The organism is Pseudomonas sp. BF-R-19 (genome assembly GCF_019956445.1).
Classification (GTDB): Bacteria; Pseudomonadota; Gammaproteobacteria; order Pseudomonadales; family Pseudomonadaceae; genus Aquipseudomonas; species Aquipseudomonas fluorescens_BH.
The window spans coordinates 17,996-33,417 of the sequence record NZ_JAHBDN010000079.1; the positions used below are offsets into that span (position 1 = coordinate 17,996).

A 15,422-nucleotide genomic window follows, 5' to 3' on the forward strand; every position below is an offset into this window, starting at 1 on the left:
CCGTGGCGATCAAACAACTGTTAAAACGCACCAGTGGCTGGCTGTACCTCAACTCTCCGGTCGGGCGCAATCAACTGCACGGCGCCGGGGTGATCCTGATGCTGCACCGGGTGCTGGCCAGCGACCAGGCCGCCGATCTGCCCCATCGCAATGAACTGTGTGTCGGGCCAAAGGCGTTTGAACATCTGCTGGTGTGGTTGAAAAAACACTTCGACTGCGTACCGCTGATGGACATTCTGCAACCGGCTGCGCGCTCGGAGCGGCCGAAAGTGGCGTTGACCTTCGACGACGGCTGGCGCGACAACGCGGTGAACGCGTTCCCGCTGCTGCAAAAACACCAGGTGCCGGCGAGCATCTTTCTGTCCACCGATTTCATTGGCAGCCGCCAGCGCTTCTGGTGGGAAAGCATCGGCGAAACCCTGTGGAACAGTCATGGCGAACAGGCACGCCGGCACCTGATCGAATGCCAACAGCAACTTGGGCGCCCGTTGCCGCCACTGTGCGATGACCCGGATCCGCAACGCCGCAGCCTGGCGTTGCTGAACTTTTTGCAGAGCCTGAAAACCCTGTCGCCGCTGGACCTCAATCGCCTGACCGACGCCTGCCCGCAAGAGTCGTTGCCCCAGGCGCTGGACTGGCAGCAAGTGCGCCACCTGGAAGCGTCCGGCCTGGTGCGCTTCGGCCCCCACGGTGCCAGCCACGCCATCCTCACCGGTCTCGACGATCAACGCCTGGATGAAGAACTGAGCCGCAGTCGCGAGGCGCTGCTCCACGGCTGCAACCAGCCGTTGCCGGTTTACTGCTACCCCAATGGCGACAACGATGCGCGGGTGCGCCAACAGGTGGCCAGGCATGACTTCCCGTTTGCCCTGGGCACCGGCACCGGCATTTATCGAGGAACCGAAGATCCACTGGCCCTGCCACGCTTCGGCGTCAGCCAGCGTACCGCGCGCAATCCCGGGTTGCTGTCCTGGCGCATTTACCGTGGGGCACGTCCATGAGCCGCAACAACTACCTCAGGCACCTGGCCCTGAGCATGGGCACCAAACTGGCGATGATCGCCCTGCGTTTGCTGCGCAACGTGTTGCTGGCGCGGATTCTCGGCCCCAGCGAACGGGGCTTGTTTGCCTTGCTCAGCGCCCTGCCCGACCTGATCAGCGCTGCCACCAGCGGCGGCTTGAATTCAGCGGTGGGCTACCAGGCGGCCAAGCAACGACCGATGGGCTTGCTGCTCAGCCAGGTGCTGCTGTTCGGTTGTCTGCTGGCGGCGTTGCTGACCTTGCTGGTGGTGGCGCTGACCCGCGAGTTCGGCAGTGAACTGGACATCACCACGCAATTGGGCCTGCTCGCCTGGCTGTTGCTGCTGGCGGTGCCGCTGACCGTGCTCAAAAGCGGTTTGCTGACCCTGCACAACGCCTCAGGCGGCGTGATCGCCTTCAATGCCTTGCGCCTGATCGAGTCGCTGGCGCCGCTGCTGGTGTTCCTTGCCCTGTTCTGGATGTGGAAAAGCGCGGCCCTGGAAGCGGCGCTGATCAGTTGGCTGACGGGGATCAGCCTGGTGGTGCTGGCCGGTTGGGTGTGGCTCAAGCGCGAGCATCCGCTGAGCCTGCAATGGGACCGCGCCAGTCAGAACGAACTGCTGCGCTACAGCGCCCGCAGTCATCCAGACCTGCTGTTCCAGCAAGTGATTCTGCGCTCCGACTACCTGTTTATCGGCGCCCTGCTTGGCACCACGGCGCTGGGTCACTACGCCATGGCCAGCGCGGCCGCCGAGTTGCTGCTGATCGTTCCGGAAGCAGTGACCACGCCGCTGATGAAGCGCCTGCTGCAACAGGAAGCAGGCATCGAAAAAGTCACGCCTCTGGCCTTGCGCTTGACTGCTACGGTGATGCTCGGCGCTTGCCTGAGCATGGCAGTGGTCGGTGAATGGTTGATCGTGACGCTGTTTGGCGAGGCCTATCAGCCTGCATATCCTGCGTTGCTGGCGTTGCTGCCAGGCCTGTTGGGTCTGTGCTACATGAGCATTCTGCGCCTGGACCTGCTGGGCAAAAACCGGCCCGGCACGATTTCGTTGTTGATGGGCCTCAGCGCCCTGCTCAACCTGGCGCTTAATGTGCTGCTGATCCCGACCTACGGCATCGTCGGCGCAGCAGCGGCGTCCTCTATCGCGTACCTGGCCGTGACCGTGGCGCTGTTGGTGGTGTATTGCCGGTTGAGCCACGTGCCGGTCTGGCAAACGCTCATCGTCCTGCCCGGCGACATCGCGCCGATGCTGCTGATGTTGCAACGGAAGTCGGCATGAAACACCTGTTATTGCTGGTGAGTCTCGGCCTCGGGCTGAGCGCCGAAGCAGCGCCCATGCGTTGGGCCGATATCCGCGACGGCAGCCTGTACCTGCAAACGGACCGCCCCGACACCCTGACCGTGCTCTGGACCCCGGTGTGGCAGGCTGAAGCCAACGAAGAACACCTGTACCTGCTCGACGGCCAGGGCAAACTCCAGAGCGAACGACTGATTGCCGCCAATGAGCCCCGCGGTAGTCAACGCTGGAACCTGGCGCCGGGCGCCGCCAGTTATCGACTGGAAATTCCTGGCTACAGCTTCCGCCGTTATACGGTTGAGCACGACGACCACACCGTCGCACTGTTCGCCCCGGCCAAGGTGCATTTCAGCGTCGAGCCCCGGGACGGTGACGAGTTGTATTTCAAGGTCGCGGCCGGTGAGCACGCGGTGCTGGCCGGTAAATTCCACGGCGGCGTCGGCGCGTTGCAAGCGCAGCGCGTGAGTGACGGCCAACAACTTTCACTGTCTCTAAAGCCTTACCCCGCCTATTGGCAGTTCGACAAAGTCGAGTTGCCCGTTGCCACCACCGATCAAGTCTGGCGCCTGCACCTGCGCGGTAGCGGCAAGGTCGCATTCTGGCTCGACGGCACGGCCAACCTGTTCGCCCAGAACCCGCAACAGCTCAAACCCTTGCGCGAAGACGAAGGCCAGACCCGGCTGACGCTGCACAACGACGTGCTCGGCAAGACCCCGAACCTGGGTATCGCCCTGCCCTATGCGCGACTGCCGGATTCCAGTTTCGCCGTGCTCGATGCCCTGCAACCACAGGCCGGAACCTATTACAGCCTGGTCGACATCATGGCGACGCGGCCGCATTACGAAGACGTGTTCCGCCGGCTGTATCAGGATCGCTTGGGCATCACTCAGGACATCACCCTGCTGGCCGGCCGTCAGCGCCGGGCCGACCTGCGCGCCGACACCACCAGCAACGCCGGCCTCGACGCCTGGCTCGCCGCCACACGCGCACTTGGCGGCAAGGGCACGCACTACATCGGCTTTGCCGACGAACCGAACCTCAACTACCCGGACTACGCCAGCTACCAGCGCCTCTTCAATAGCATGGCCTGGCAAGTGCGCAGCAACCCGGACAACGCCAAAGCCGGCGTCCGCATCGCCATGCCGGCCAGCTCCCGGTTCGTCAATGGCCCGTTCATCGAGCATGCCGCCGACAAGCGCGGCATCGACTGGGCCCGACGCTTGCTGGCCGAGTCCGGCGACAAGATCGATGCGCTGGCCTGGCACGAATGGATGGTCCGCGACCTGCTGGCGACCCGTGTCTACCGCGATAGCGTACGCAAAGCGGCAGAACTGGTGGGGCTCGACGCCCAGGGACGACCGCGCAAAGCCTTGTTGCTGGACCAGACCAACATGTCCAGCGGGGCCAGCCTCAGCCCCTACGATCAGGAAACCCACTACGCCTCGTTATGGTGGGCCTCGGTCATCATCAATACTTCCCAGGACGGCCTGCTCGACATGCTCGGCTGGTTCCAGGCCGCCGACGAACCTGAGTATCCCAAGGGCATGTTGCGCATGCTCGGCGCGGATGAATTCGAGCTCAAGCCCGTGGGCCTGGCGCAGCAATTTATCCGCCAGCATTGGCTACACGATGTCATGCGCCTGGAGAACGACGCCTTCGAGGTTGACGTGCTGGCCATGTCTGCCGGGCACCAACGCAGCCTGCTGGGCGTCAACAAAGGCTCGCGCTTGCAGCGTGTGAGCCTGGCTGGCGCGCAATGTCCATTGACCCAGGGATCATTGCGCTATTTCGGCGCCGACAACCGCAGTCGCGACGCATCTTTCAAATGCCTGGAGGGTCGCATCAGCTTCGATTTACCAGGAGAAACCCTGTTTGCCCTCAGCTGGAGCACCTCATGAACGTCATTGATTTTTTACCGCGTGGACGATTCGTCGCGCATTGAGTCACTCCACTCACGGCCAACACCGTCAGGAGTCAAAAACATGAATGCTCTGAAAAAACTCAGTGATCACATCATGCAAAAAGGCCTGCCCGCCACCGTCGGCAAGTTGTGGAAACACTACGTATTTTTCCACGAGGAACTGTTGTGGATGGAGCGCGATCTGGTGAGCCCGGTACCGCCACACAAGCTGCGGCCCTATACACCGCTGCGACTGGAAACCATCACCCCACAGAACGCCGTGGCGTTCGCCAAACACTTCGGCGATCGCGTGGGCACCATGGCCGAGTTGGCGTCCGAAGGGTACACCGGGCACATGTACCTGGATGAAAACGGCGATACCGTAGCCTTTATCTGGGGCAGCACACGCGATTATTTCGACCGTCATTACTACGGCTGCATGTTCCCGGTGAAGCCAGGTGAGTTCTTCGAGTTCGCTCTCGAACAGATTCCTGCCTACCGGGGCACCACGCTGTCGGTCGATTTCCAGCTGAACCTGTGGAAAGCCATGGCTGATCAGGGCTGCAACAAAGTGGTGGATATCTGCGAGTCCCACAACATTCCCGCGCTCAAGCTGCACATGCGCATGGGGTATCGCGAGCAGGGACGGATCATGAACATCTACCACCTGTTCGGCTGGCGTTTCTTCCGCGAAACCCGCTACAGCGGTTCACGCCTGGATGCCTTGCGCAAACCGGCACCCTCTCCTGTTCCAGCCGAGGCGAGCTGACCCTATGTCTGCACGATTCGAATGGCGCACTTCGCTGTGCACCGACGACTTTCCGATAGCGGCTTACGAAGCGTTGCGCCTGCGCGTAACGGACCACACGCCGTTCAACACCCTGGCCTGGCTGTACGCCTCGGAACTGGCACTCAAACCCGGCGAGCAGTTGCACGTGCTGCTCGGCTGGCAGGGTGAAGAACTGGCGCTGTGCCTGCCGCTGGTGGCGTCCGTGGAGCGCTTTGCGCGTTTGCCGTTTCGGGTCCTGCATCATTTGGGCTATCCCCTCGCCGACCGCCTCGCACTGCTGACGAGGCTGGACGACGACAATTTACGCAAGGCGCTGATGCAGATCCGTCAACACCTGCCCCATGCCGTGCTGCAACTCAACGAACTGGCCGGCTCCACGGCCCAGGCACAGGCCCTGGCGCCGTGGCAGGCACTGAGTTCAACCGCCGAACTACGCCTCAGCTGTCGAGTGCCGGTGCACCTGATCAGCGAGGCCGACCACCAGGAAGTCTCCGGCGACCCGCGCTACAAACTGCGCCGCGCGCGCAAACGCATCGCCGCGTGCGGTGCCCAGGTGCGGCGGATTACCCCCGACTCCCTGACCATGGGGCCGCTGTTGCAGGAAATCAGTGAAGTCGAAGCGGTGAGCTGGAAAGGCGATGAAGGGGTCGGGATCTTTGCCGATGCGCGCCATCGCCAGTGGATGGACCGCGCCTTCACCGCCCTGGCGGCCCGAGGCCTGGTGCGCGTGGTGCTGCTGGAACTGGAGGGGCGCTGCATCAGCTATCGCCTCGGTTTGCTGGAGCAGGGCCGACTGTACGACTACAACCTGGCGTTCCTGCCGCAATATGCCGACCTGGGCAGCGGCCGGGTGCTGCTCGAAGAGTGGATTCGCTGGGGCCTGGAAGACAACTGGCAGTGGATCGATGCGTCGCGGGTCAGCCTGGAAAACTCCAGCCATCAACTGCACGAACGCATGACCGGGCAACTGGAACACTGGCGCTGGAGTTTTTACTCCTGGCGTCCAGGCGGGCTGGTGCTGGGGCTGGCCTTGCGGGTCTGGCAACGCTTCAAACCCCGATTGCAGCAATGGCGCGCCCGACGCGCCGCGGCCGCAGTCGCCACCCCGGCGCCCGTCGCGGCACCTGCTATCAAAGCGCCTGCGCCTACGGAAAAACTCAAGGAGGGTGAACATGCCTCGGCAAGTGATAGTCAACGCTGACGACTTCGGCCTCAGTGCCTGCGAAAACGCGGTGATCCTGGGCGCGTTCCAGGCCGGGCTCATCAGCTCCGCCACCGCCATGGCCAACATGCCGGCGTTCGAAGCGGCCTGCGTCCTGGCCCGGCACCCGTTGCTCGAAGGCCGCATCGGCCTGCACTTCAACCTGACCTACGGCCGGCCGTTGAGCCAGAGCATTGTGCAGCGTCCGACGTTTTGCGACGGTGCCGGCGTGTTCGACCTCAACCTGCCCCGCACCCGCCTCTGGCTCGGGCGCCGCGATCGCCACGCCGTGCTCGAAGAACTCGAAGCCCAGTGGCAGCGTTGCCTGGACAACGGCCTGCGCCCCAGCCACCTGGACTCCCATCAACACGTGCACAACATCTGGCCGATCGGCGAGATCGTCGCGCGCTTCGCCGCCCGCCAGGGGGTACCGGTACGTCTGGCGCGCAACCTGGGGCAAAACCTCAGCCTGCCCAAGCGCGTGTTCAAGGACCTGCTCAACCGTCGCCTGAGCAACCTGGCCGGTGCCACCGCCGACTACGTGTGCACCCCGGTGGACCTGCGCAACGCCGAGCCGCCACCCGACGGACTGCTGGAAATCGTCGCCCACCCGAACCAGCTCGGCGCCGACTTCGGCGATGCCTACCTGGAGCCGGGAGAGTCCTTGAGTGCTTTGCTGGAGCAGCGTTTGCCGGGGGTGCCGCGGGTGGCCTATACCGCTGCGGGCGATGCTGCGCCTCACCGCGCACAGGGCGTTCTGGAGTAATCCGCAATCGCTGTGGGAGCGGGCTTGCTCCGGGCGGCGTTCCGACGATGGCTTTGTGTCAGGCGCATCTGTTTTGATGGTGTACATATCCGTTTCTTTGGTAACGGCGGCTTATGGTTCCGCCCTTACGGCGGGTTACTTGGAAAAGCCCCAAGTAACCAAGGGCTCTTGCCCCTGACGTTCGGTGCCTCGCCAAGGCTCGGCATGCCCTCGCTCCGGTCCTGCTCCGTGGGCCCGCCGCCATCGGCCATCCATGGCCGGCGGCGGCTAACCCGGCATCCATGCCGGGTTGCCCACTGCGCAGAACCTCCACTCGGCCTCACGAGGGGGCAAGAAGATCAAAAGCCAAAGCCAAAGCCAAAGCGAGGCGGCCTACCGGCCGGCCTGTTTGCGGGGTTCGTTCGCCTTTGAGAATTGAGTTAGCTGACAGGTCGTCATCGCGAGCAAGCTCGCTCCCACAGGGGACGTGGTTGTACACGGATTTTGCGCCCGACACTGGTCAAATAATGTGGGAGCGAGCTTGCTCGCGAAAGCGGAGTGTCAGCCAACAGAGATGCTGAATGATCAACCGCATTCGCGAGCAAGTCGGATCGCCGCACCGCCGCTCCCACAAAAAAGCAAAGGCAGAGCGGCGTACACCCACGCTTCTCACCACTCATCAGGTCGAGCGTTAGCTCGCCTGCAGCTCTTGATCTTGATCCACCCGCCCCCTCGGCAGGCTGAGTGGAGGTGTTCATCCGGGGATGGGCGCGCAGCGCCGTTCGACGCAGTCGAACTCATTGCATGTAGGTCGCGCGAAGCCGACCGGAGGGCAATGCCCCCGGATGAATACCGGAGCGAAGGAACCCCGAGCCTTAGCGAGGGGCCGTACGTAAGGGGCGAGACTTTTTGGTTCCTTTTGTGTCGTTTGACAAAAGGGACTCGCCGTAAGGGCGAAACCATAAGCCGCCGTTACCAAAAAACCGGATATGTGTCAGTCCGAGCTACACATCCCTCAGCTCTTCACCACCACCCACGTAAAACACAACGGCAACTGCGCCACCTGCTGTTGATAGCGGTCATAGCATTCTTCACGGTTGGAGTGCGGGTACTCCTTGAAGTGACGGATCTGCAACCCTGCCGCAATGGCGGCGCTGAAGAGATCGCCCAGGGTGTGGACGAACCAGTAGGACGCCGCCGACGGCTGTTCGACCTTGCCTTCGTAGACGATCGGTTCGTGCTGCACGAACGGTTCGCGACGGAAGTATGAACTGGCCAGACGATAAGGATCGGCTGCCTCGGGGTCGAACATTTCCAGGAACGGGTGAGTTTCATACACCACCAGCGCCCCACCCGGCTTCAGCGTACGCGCCACATGGCGCAAGAATTCACCGATGTCCGGCATCCAGTTCAAGACACCGATGGTGATCAACGCCAGGTCAAAGCGCTCCTGCAGTCCGGCCGGCAAGTGGTGAATGTCCGCTTCGATGAATTGCGGCGCATGGGGCGAGCGGGACGCCAGTTCCCGTGCCTGCCCGAGAAATGCTTCAGACTGGTCGACGCCCACCACGCTGCGCGCACCCAAGGCAAACAGCGACAGACTTTCGCGGCCGTTGTTGCAGCCCAGTTGCACCACGTCCTTGCCGTCGACACCCGTCTGGGTCAGCAAAGCGGTCAGTGTGTCGTCCAGGCAGGAAAAACCCGCGTATTCCACGCCCTTCAACAAGGCTTGCCATTCGCTGGAGTCTTTGTGGTGACGGGCGGAGTCATTCCAGGCATCGCGGTTGCTGGCGATGGCTTGTTCTTTTGTCGGCAGTTCCATTGCATGCTCCAGGGTCCGGGTCGTCGATTTGACCGGTCGGAGTCTAGATCAACCTCATCCTGGCAGGTGTTGCGAACTTGTAATCCGCGCAGCGCCGACGGCTGTCCACGGTGGCAGCTATAGTTAATAACCTTGGGGGGAATATGGTTAAACCGATTTAGCAGGTGTTGCCATGAAAAAGACCGATCTGACGCTGTTGCTCGCCGTCTGCCTGAGCGCGACCGCTGTCGCCGACGACTTTCCCACCACCAACTACAGCAGTGAATTCAACTATTACGGCGCCGACCAACCCTTTGCGCACCCCGTACCACCGTCCATGAATATCATCCCGCCGGGTTCGTACATCCCGACCGCGCCCGGGGAATTCATTCCGGTTTCAAGCGAGCACGTGTTTTCCGACTCGCGCCTGCCGACTGTGGCCGACGCCACGGTTCGGGTGTTTATCCGTTCCTACGATCCGGAGCGTGGCGTGTACGTGAACCAGGAAGTCGAGAACCCCGGCTGCATGCAGTCCTGTCTGAGGCAAGGCCCGGTGTTGCAGTGAGCACTAGGGGGCGTTCTCAATTAGTTTCCCCACCGCGTTGTCGCCTTAAAGCTGGCCAGGCAAGGCGTAGGCCGCAGGGAATGGTTGTTCCCTTTCCAAGGCCTGCAACGCAGCATGGCCAGCTTTAAGGCACAACCCGAAGGGCCGGGCCTGCTGTTGTGCAGGGCTGTGTTGCTCGAAGCTGATTTGGAATAACCAAACTGCGCTTCTCGCGCCTTGCCCTGCACAACAGCAGGCCCGGCGCGGTAGGGAAACTAATTGAGAACGCCCCCTACCACTGGCGTTTGTCCGGGCGGGCGAGGCCGAGCTTTTCGATCCGGTAGCGCAACATGTCGCGGCTCAGACCCAGCAGGCGTGCCGATTTGGTGACGTTCCAGTCGGTTTTGTCGAGCATCTTGCGCACCATGTCGCGCTCCACTTCCGGCAGGTTCGTGGACTCGCTGCCGTTGTAGGACGGACGCGGTTCACTGGAATGTGGCGGCTCGTGATGAAACATAGGTGGCTCATCCACCAGGCTCAGGCAGACGTTCAACTGATGGGCGGCAATAGTGTCGCTTTGCGCCAGCAACACGGTTTGCTCCAGCATGTTGCGCAGTTCGCGCACGTTGCCCGGCCAGCTGTAGCTGAGCAGCAAATCTTCGGCCTGGTCGCTGAAATGCAGGTTCGGCTTGCCATAGCGTTTGCCATGCAGCCCCAGGAAGTGCCGGGCCAGCAGCAGGATATCGGCGCCACGTGCATACAGGCGCGGCACCTTGATCGAAATGATGCGCAGGCGGAAAAACAGGTCGCGGCGGAATTTGCCTTGCTGGACCATTTGTTCGAGGTTGCAGTTGGTGGCGCTGATCACCCGCAGATTGACCTTGCGCTCCTTCACCGAACCAACCCGGCGAATGGTCCGGTCTTCCAGCAGCTTGAGCAGCTTGGCTTGCAGCAGCAGGTCCATTTCACCGACTTCATCGAGGAACAGCGTGCCGCCATCGGCCGCTTCCACCAGCCCCATGCGACGATCCTTGGCGTCGGTGAAGGCGCCCTTCTCGTGGCCGAACAGTTCCGACTCCACCAGATTGGAGGGGATCGAAGCACAGTTGAATTCAATGAACGGGCCTTTGGCGCGGGGGCCGTCGAAGTGCAAGGCCCGGGCTACCAGTTCCTTGCCGGTGCCCGTCTCGCCTTCCACCAGCACCGGCGGCAGATCGCTGTTGACCATCCGCCGTTCGGCGTCGAGCAATTGGGTGATGGTGCCCTTGAGGTACGCCATCGGTGCCGACTCGCCAATCAGTGCCTGCACCCCCGACTTCTGGGCTTCGCGCTCTTGGTAAAACGACAGCGTACGCTCCATGCGGTCGGTGGCCAGGGCCTTGTCCAACAACTGCTTGAGCTCTGGCAGGGCCACCGGTTTGGTGACGTAGTGAAAGGCCCCCTCTTTCATCGCCGCCACGGCGTCTTCGACGTTGCCGTAGCCGGTCATCATGATCACTTTCAGATCCGGCGCGCTGATGCGCAGCTTCTGGATCAGGTCGTGACCACTCATGCCCGGCAACGAGTTGTCGGTCAGTACCACGTCAGGAGCGAAAGACCCCAATTGCTCCAGTGCATCTTCGGCCGAGTGGCAAACGGTCACCTCGAAGCCCTTGCGCTCCAGGTAAGTCTGAATATTCTCAGCGAGAATTTCGTCATCCTCGACCAGCAGAATGCTGTGCTCCATATGCCCCTCCCGTTGCCACTTTGAAATTGAGACAAACGCGGGTTCCTTCCTGCTCCCGACTGGTCAGTTCGACCGAGCCGTCAAACCGTTCCATAATTCTTTTGACCAGGGCCAGGCCCACGCCCAACCCACCTTGCTTGGTGGTGAAAAACGGCTTGAAGACCATTTGTTGCTGTTGTTTGGACATGCCCTTGCCGGTGTCGGTCAGGGTCATGCTCAAGTCGCCGGGCGCCGAGGAATCGATCTCGATCGTCAGCACGCCACCCTTGGGCATGGCTTCCAGTGCATTGGCAAACAAGCTATTGAGTATTTGCGTGAGCAGCACCTGTTGGCTGACGATCGGCGGCACGCTGACAGGAGAGAAACGCACTTCGACGTCCGAACGTTTGATCAGGGACTCGAAGGCACTCAAGGTGTCTTCGAGGGCCAGCATCAGGTCGACCGTTTCACAGTCGTCATTCATCGGCCGCAACGACACCAGCAATTCACGGACCCAGCGCGACATGCGGTCGACCTGACTGATGATGTCGCCAATGTTTTTCTGTGCGGTCTGGCTGGCGATGCCCTGGGCCAGTTCGGCGCTGGAACGGATATTGGCCAGCGGGTTGCGCAAGCTGTGGGCGACCGCCGAAGACATCTCGCCAAGGGCGACAAAGGTCTCGTTGGCGATCAATTGTTTCTGCTGGCTCTGCAACAGCGTCGCCGCGCGTCGCACGATCCAGAACAGCCCCAGGTAAATGGCCGCCCCGCCGATCAGCGTGGCCAGCCAGATCGCCTTGAAGCCACGCTGGATTCGTTCCACCAGATCCAGCGGCTCTTTATAGATTTCCACCATGGCAATCACTTTGCTTCTGTCGGCGTTGAACATCGGAATGTAGTTCTCGACGAACAAATACTCCGGTTCGCGCAGCAAGCGTTGCTCGGGACGCTCCTCATCGATTTCGTGGTAGCTGGTGGACACCGGCGATTTCATTTCGAAGGATTCGTCCAGCTCATCGTCGCCCTCGATGCGCACGCCGATCAATTCGGGGTTGGTCGACCAGACCACGGTGCGGTCCAGGGCGTACACCGTCGCCAACAGGATGTCCGGCAGATGCTCCACATGGTCGAGAAACTCAACGCGCGCGGCGGCCCGGGATGCCGGGTTGACGTCGGGGTAGGCATCGTCCATGCGCGGGTCGAGCATTTCACCCATGGTCCGGCCCGGGGCAATGCCGGCATGGCGGATTTCGGCCTCGCCAATGGAATGGATGAACTGCGCGGTCAGCATCGAATCACGCTCGATGCTTTCGTCGACCACAAAGCGCGTGGAGATGTAACCCAGCCCCAGCGCCACCACAGCGATGATCAAAAAGCTCGCCAGGGAAAACCAGCGCAGTAAATTGAACTGCGGCCGCCAACCCTTGCGTTGTGCTGCCGGAGCCTGCGGCGCAGCTACTTTTTGTTGTTCGAGTATCTGCATGACGGTGTCCTGGATACTTGAAATCGAGCCTGTTCAGCCGCTTTCTGGATCAGTGTAGGTGGCATTGATAGCCATTGACCGGCCAACGTAATTTTTTTGACACTATTGCACCTTGGGCATGTCGGGTTGCGCGACCGAATGATGATGCTCAGGCTCCTCGTTACCACTGGCCACTGGCACCACCGGCGGATGCTGGCGATCGGTTTCTTCTTGCAGGAAATCGATGATGGACTGGACGGAACGCTCATCCAGCCGCAGGTTAGGCATCGAGATCCTGTTGTAGCGCTCGAACAGTTCCATCGCAATCGGGTCCTTTTCCGCGAGCATGCGGTCAGGTTCGCGGATCCAGCGGTTGAGCCAGGCCGGATCGCGCTGATAGGTCACGCCGATCAGGTCCGGGCCGATGCTGTGCAGGCCGATGCCCTGCCCGTCCAGCGGGCCGAGGCTGTGGCAAGACGCGCAGCGGGTGCGAAACAGTTCTTCGCCATTGCTCGGCGGGCGGATTTCCGGTGCGTTGACGTAGCTTTCCTCCACACTGGGCTGTTTCCAGTTGTGCAAGGTATTGGCCAGTTGGTCGGCCAGAATCCACGGATTTTCGAACGGCGAGGCTTTCATCCAGCGGCCCGTTGCCTGGTTGCCGACGATCAGGCTCAGGTTGTGGTCCTTGTTGCGCCCGTTATCGACGCCTTCGATGAACAGCCCCAGTTTTTTGCGCAGGTCGGTGACGTCGGCGAATTCCCCGGTGAGGAATTTCCACCCGGGCCCGACCTGGAAGCGTTGCGCATAGGCCTTGAGCACCTCGGGGGTATCACTCAAGGGGTCGATGCTGATGGAGTAGAAGAAGATGTCCTTGCCGACCCGATCCCCCAGCAGTTTCTGCACCTGGCGCAGGCGCGCGGTTTCCAGGGGGCAGGAGTCGCTGCACGAGGTGAAGATGAAGTTGATCACCACCACCTTGTCTTTGATCAAATCATCGAAAAAACGCAGCTGCTGTCCGTCCTGGTCGGTCAGCAGGGTATTGGGGAAATAGTTGCCACCCCACGGGGTGGCGTCTTCAACGACAGCGGGCTCGGAAGTGGCTGCAGGAGCAGGTGCGGGCGTCGACGTCGGCTGGCTGGCGACCAGCAGCTGGCTGGCCAGCAAACCGGTCACCAGCATCAGTACCAGGTGCATGCCCAAGGCTCGTGAACGTGGTGAATGCATCTCTTTTTTTTCCATCACCAACCGCCTCGATGTCGTGAAGGGGGGTGATGATGGTTTTGCAAGGAACTCGCCAATCATCAGTTTTTTTTATAAAAAAGTACTAACACTCAACAAAACAATGATTTATCAAAATCAATGGGCGATGACCGTGGAAATGACCGGGGATTGAACCCCCGATATTGGGGATAGTTCATCCCCGTTTTCAGGGGACCAGATTAAACAACAGACGCACAGTGGTGCCCTCGCCTTCACGGCTATCCAGGGTCACCGCACCGCCAAAACGCTCCATGATCCGCTTGACCAGCACCAGCCCGACTCCCAGCCCGCCCTGCTTGGTGGTGAAGAACGGCCGAAAGGCCATGGTGCGCTGTTCCTCGCTCATGCCTTTGCCGGTATCGCTCACCCTCACGCTGACGCGCTGGGCATCGCGCGACTCGATCTGGATGGTCAGCGTACCGCCGCCGTCCATGGCTTCCACCGCATTGGACAGCAGGCTGTTGAGGATCTGGGTCAGTTGCACGTGCTGGTTCAGGACCATGGGCGTCTGGTCCGGCTCGAACACCACGTTGATCCTGGCCTTGCTGATCTGATGCTCGTAAGCCATCAGGCTGTCATGCAGGGCCGCCACCAGGTTCACCGGTTCCGCCTCGTCATTGAGCGGTCGCAGGGACTGGAGCAACTCCCGTACCCATGTCGACATGCGATCGACCTGACCAATGATGTCGTTGATGTGCCCATGCGCCGGACCGCTGTCGAACTCTATCGCCAGCTCGGCGCTTGAACGGATGTTCGCCAACGGATTGCGCAGACTGTGGGCGACCGCCGAGGACACCTCCCCCAGCGCCACAAAGGTTTCGTTGGTGATCAATTGCTTCTGCTGCGTCGCCAGCAGGATCGCCGCCCGCCGCACGATCCAGTACAGGCCCAGGTAAATCAGACCGCCGCCCAGGGCGGTCGCCAGCCAGATCAGCACCAGGCCGCGCTCCATGCGGTTGATCAGGTCCTGCGGCTCCTTGTAAATCTCGACCATCGCCGTGACGGTGCTGCCATCGGCGTCGAACAGGGGAATGTAGTTTTCGATGAAGGTGTATTTGGGTGGCTCCAGGAACTTCTGCTCCATGCGGGATTTGTCTACATCGTGGTAACTGGTCGACACGGAAATTTTCGAATTGAATGCCCGGTCGAGGTCTTCATCGCCATGGATCGTGATGCCCATCAAGGCCGGGTTGGTCGACCAGATCACCATGCGGTCGGGGGCATAGATGTTGGCCAGGATCACGTCCGGCAAATTTTCGATATGGTCGAGGAAATCAACGCGGGCACTGGCACGGGACAGCGGGTCGACGTCAGGAAAGTCTTTGTCTTTTCGTGGGTCGAGCAACTCGCCCATGGTCCGGACTTTGGGAATCGACACATGGCGCACCTCGGTCGAGGCAATCGCCTGGATGAATTGTGAGGTCAATAGCGCATCGCGCTGCACGCTTTCGGTAATCACGAACCGCGAGGACACCGCCCCCAGCGCCACCGCCACCGTACCGATCACTAGCATGCTGATCAGTGAAAACCAGCGCAGCAGATCGAACGGCTCCTTGCGCGTGTTCAAGCGAACTTCGCTTTCGGTCGCAAGTACTTTGGCGATTGTGTTCATGGACACGGTTCCCGGAAACCCCCTATAGGTTTATAGCCCACGCATGGCTGTTTGCCCGGCGTACTACGATCCCCTCCCGCCC

13 protein-coding genes are annotated in these 15,422 nt (G+C 61.2%); 8 read left to right on the top strand and 5 right to left on the bottom strand.

What is annotated here, in order from left to right; all coding sequences use genetic code 11:
* The first annotated feature begins 2 nt into the window (after positions 1-2).
* From KGB28_RS22795 to KGB28_RS22820, 6 genes are all read left to right on the top strand, one after another.
* Positions 3-1,001, top strand: coding sequence for a polysaccharide deacetylase family protein (locus KGB28_RS22795; protein ID WP_223447997.1), 999 nt, complete (start codon positions 3-5; stop codon positions 999-1,001).
* Complete coding sequence (locus KGB28_RS22800) at positions 998-2,302, top strand: lipopolysaccharide biosynthesis protein (protein WP_223447998.1); 1,305 nt, start codon at positions 998-1,000, stop codon at positions 2,300-2,302. The genes KGB28_RS22795 and KGB28_RS22800 overlap by 4 nt, the downstream gene beginning before the upstream one ends.
* The gene (locus KGB28_RS22805; protein ID WP_223447999.1) at positions 2,299-4,218 is read left to right on the top strand and encodes a hypothetical protein; all 1,920 of its coding nucleotides are present in this window, start codon (positions 2,299-2,301) and stop codon (positions 4,216-4,218) included. Before KGB28_RS22800 ends, KGB28_RS22805 begins: the two co-directional genes overlap by 4 nt.
* A gap of 84 nt (positions 4,219-4,302) precedes the next feature.
* Positions 4,303-4,989: an N-acetyltransferase gene (locus KGB28_RS22810; RefSeq protein WP_223448000.1), complete on the top strand. Its 687-nt coding sequence runs from the start codon at positions 4,303-4,305 to the stop codon at positions 4,987-4,989.
* Positions 4,990-4,993: 4 nt separating this feature from the next.
* A complete protein-coding gene (locus KGB28_RS22815; protein WP_223448001.1) occupies positions 4,994-6,211 on the top strand; it encodes a GNAT family N-acetyltransferase in 1,218 nt (405 codons plus the stop codon).
* Entirely contained in the window at positions 6,183-6,977 is a 795-nt protein-coding gene (locus KGB28_RS22820) for a ChbG/HpnK family deacetylase (protein ID WP_150752979.1), read from the top strand. Before KGB28_RS22815 ends, KGB28_RS22820 begins: the two co-directional genes overlap by 29 nt.
* Before the next feature lie 994 nt (positions 6,978-7,971).
* Here KGB28_RS22820 and KGB28_RS22825 read toward each other — a convergent pair.
* Positions 7,972-8,778: a class I SAM-dependent methyltransferase gene (locus KGB28_RS22825; RefSeq protein WP_223448002.1), complete on the bottom strand. Its 807-nt coding sequence runs from the start codon at positions 8,776-8,778 to the stop codon at positions 7,972-7,974.
* 172 nt (positions 8,779-8,950) lie between these two features.
* Here KGB28_RS22825 and KGB28_RS22830 point away from each other — a divergent pair, with 172 nt between their 5' ends.
* Positions 8,951-9,322, top strand: coding sequence for a hypothetical protein (locus KGB28_RS22830; protein WP_223448003.1), 372 nt, complete (start codon positions 8,951-8,953; stop codon positions 9,320-9,322).
* Positions 9,323-9,593: 271 nt separating this feature from the next.
* On the opposite strand, the gene KGB28_RS22835 is transcribed toward KGB28_RS22830, so the two are convergent.
* The 3 genes from KGB28_RS22835 to KGB28_RS22845 form a co-directional block, all read right to left on the bottom strand.
* The gene (locus KGB28_RS22835) at positions 9,594-11,027 is read right to left on the bottom strand and encodes a sigma-54-dependent transcriptional regulator (protein WP_223448004.1); all 1,434 of its coding nucleotides are present in this window, start codon (positions 11,025-11,027) and stop codon (positions 9,594-9,596) included.
* A complete protein-coding gene (locus KGB28_RS22840; protein ID WP_223448005.1) occupies positions 10,996-12,489 on the bottom strand; it encodes a sensor histidine kinase in 1,494 nt (497 codons plus the stop codon). Before KGB28_RS22840 ends, KGB28_RS22835 begins: the two co-directional genes overlap by 32 nt.
* A 102-nt stretch (positions 12,490-12,591) precedes the next feature.
* Complete coding sequence (locus tag KGB28_RS22845) at positions 12,592-13,707, bottom strand: SCO family protein (RefSeq protein ID WP_223448006.1); 1,116 nt, start codon at positions 13,705-13,707, stop codon at positions 12,592-12,594.
* On the opposite strand from KGB28_RS22845, the gene KGB28_RS22850 reads away from it, so the two are divergent.
* Positions 13,661-13,861, top strand: a complete 201-nt coding sequence (locus KGB28_RS22850) for a hypothetical protein (RefSeq protein ID WP_223448008.1) — start codon at positions 13,661-13,663, stop codon at positions 13,859-13,861. The two genes, KGB28_RS22845 and KGB28_RS22850, sit on opposite strands and share 47 nt — an antisense overlap.
* A 33-nt stretch (positions 13,862-13,894) precedes the next feature.
* Here the strand turns inward: KGB28_RS22850 and KGB28_RS22855 are convergent, their stop codons facing one another.
* Complete coding sequence (locus tag KGB28_RS22855) at positions 13,895-15,340, bottom strand: sensor histidine kinase (RefSeq protein WP_223448007.1); 1,446 nt, start codon at positions 15,338-15,340, stop codon at positions 13,895-13,897.
* Positions 15,341-15,422 lie beyond the last annotated feature (82 nt).

Bases quoted from the DNA above. Each gene is read 5' to 3' on its own strand.
- KGB28_RS22835 (WP_223448004.1), bottom strand. From the start codon at position 11,027: ATGGAGCACAGCATTCTGCTGGTCGAGGATGACGAAATTCTCGCTGAG.
- KGB28_RS22805 (WP_223447999.1), top strand. From the start codon at position 2,299: ATGAAACACCTGTTATTGCTGGTGAGTCTCGGCCTCGGGCTGAGCGCC.
- KGB28_RS22810 (WP_223448000.1), top strand. From the start codon at position 4,303: ATGAATGCTCTGAAAAAACTCAGTGATCACATCATGCAAAAAGGCCTG.
- KGB28_RS22815 (WP_223448001.1), top strand. From the start codon at position 4,994: ATGTCTGCACGATTCGAATGGCGCACTTCGCTGTGCACCGACGACTTT.
- KGB28_RS22820 (WP_150752979.1), top strand. From the start codon at position 6,183: ATGCCTCGGCAAGTGATAGTCAACGCTGACGACTTCGGCCTCAGTGCC.
- KGB28_RS22850 (WP_223448008.1), top strand. From the start codon at position 13,661: ATGCCCAAGGCTCGTGAACGTGGTGAATGCATCTCTTTTTTTTCCATC.
- KGB28_RS22825 (WP_223448002.1), bottom strand. From the start codon at position 8,778: ATGGAACTGCCGACAAAAGAACAAGCCATCGCCAGCAACCGCGATGCC.
- KGB28_RS22800 (WP_223447998.1), top strand. From the start codon at position 998: ATGAGCCGCAACAACTACCTCAGGCACCTGGCCCTGAGCATGGGCACC.
- KGB28_RS22845 (WP_223448006.1), bottom strand. From the start codon at position 13,707: ATGGAAAAAAAAGAGATGCATTCACCACGTTCACGAGCCTTGGGCATG.
- KGB28_RS22855 (WP_223448007.1), bottom strand. From the start codon at position 15,340: ATGAACACAATCGCCAAAGTACTTGCGACCGAAAGCGAAGTTCGCTTG.
- KGB28_RS22830 (WP_223448003.1), top strand. From the start codon at position 8,951: ATGAAAAAGACCGATCTGACGCTGTTGCTCGCCGTCTGCCTGAGCGCG.
- KGB28_RS22840 (WP_223448005.1), bottom strand. From the start codon at position 12,489: ATGCAGATACTCGAACAACAAAAAGTAGCTGCGCCGCAGGCTCCGGCA.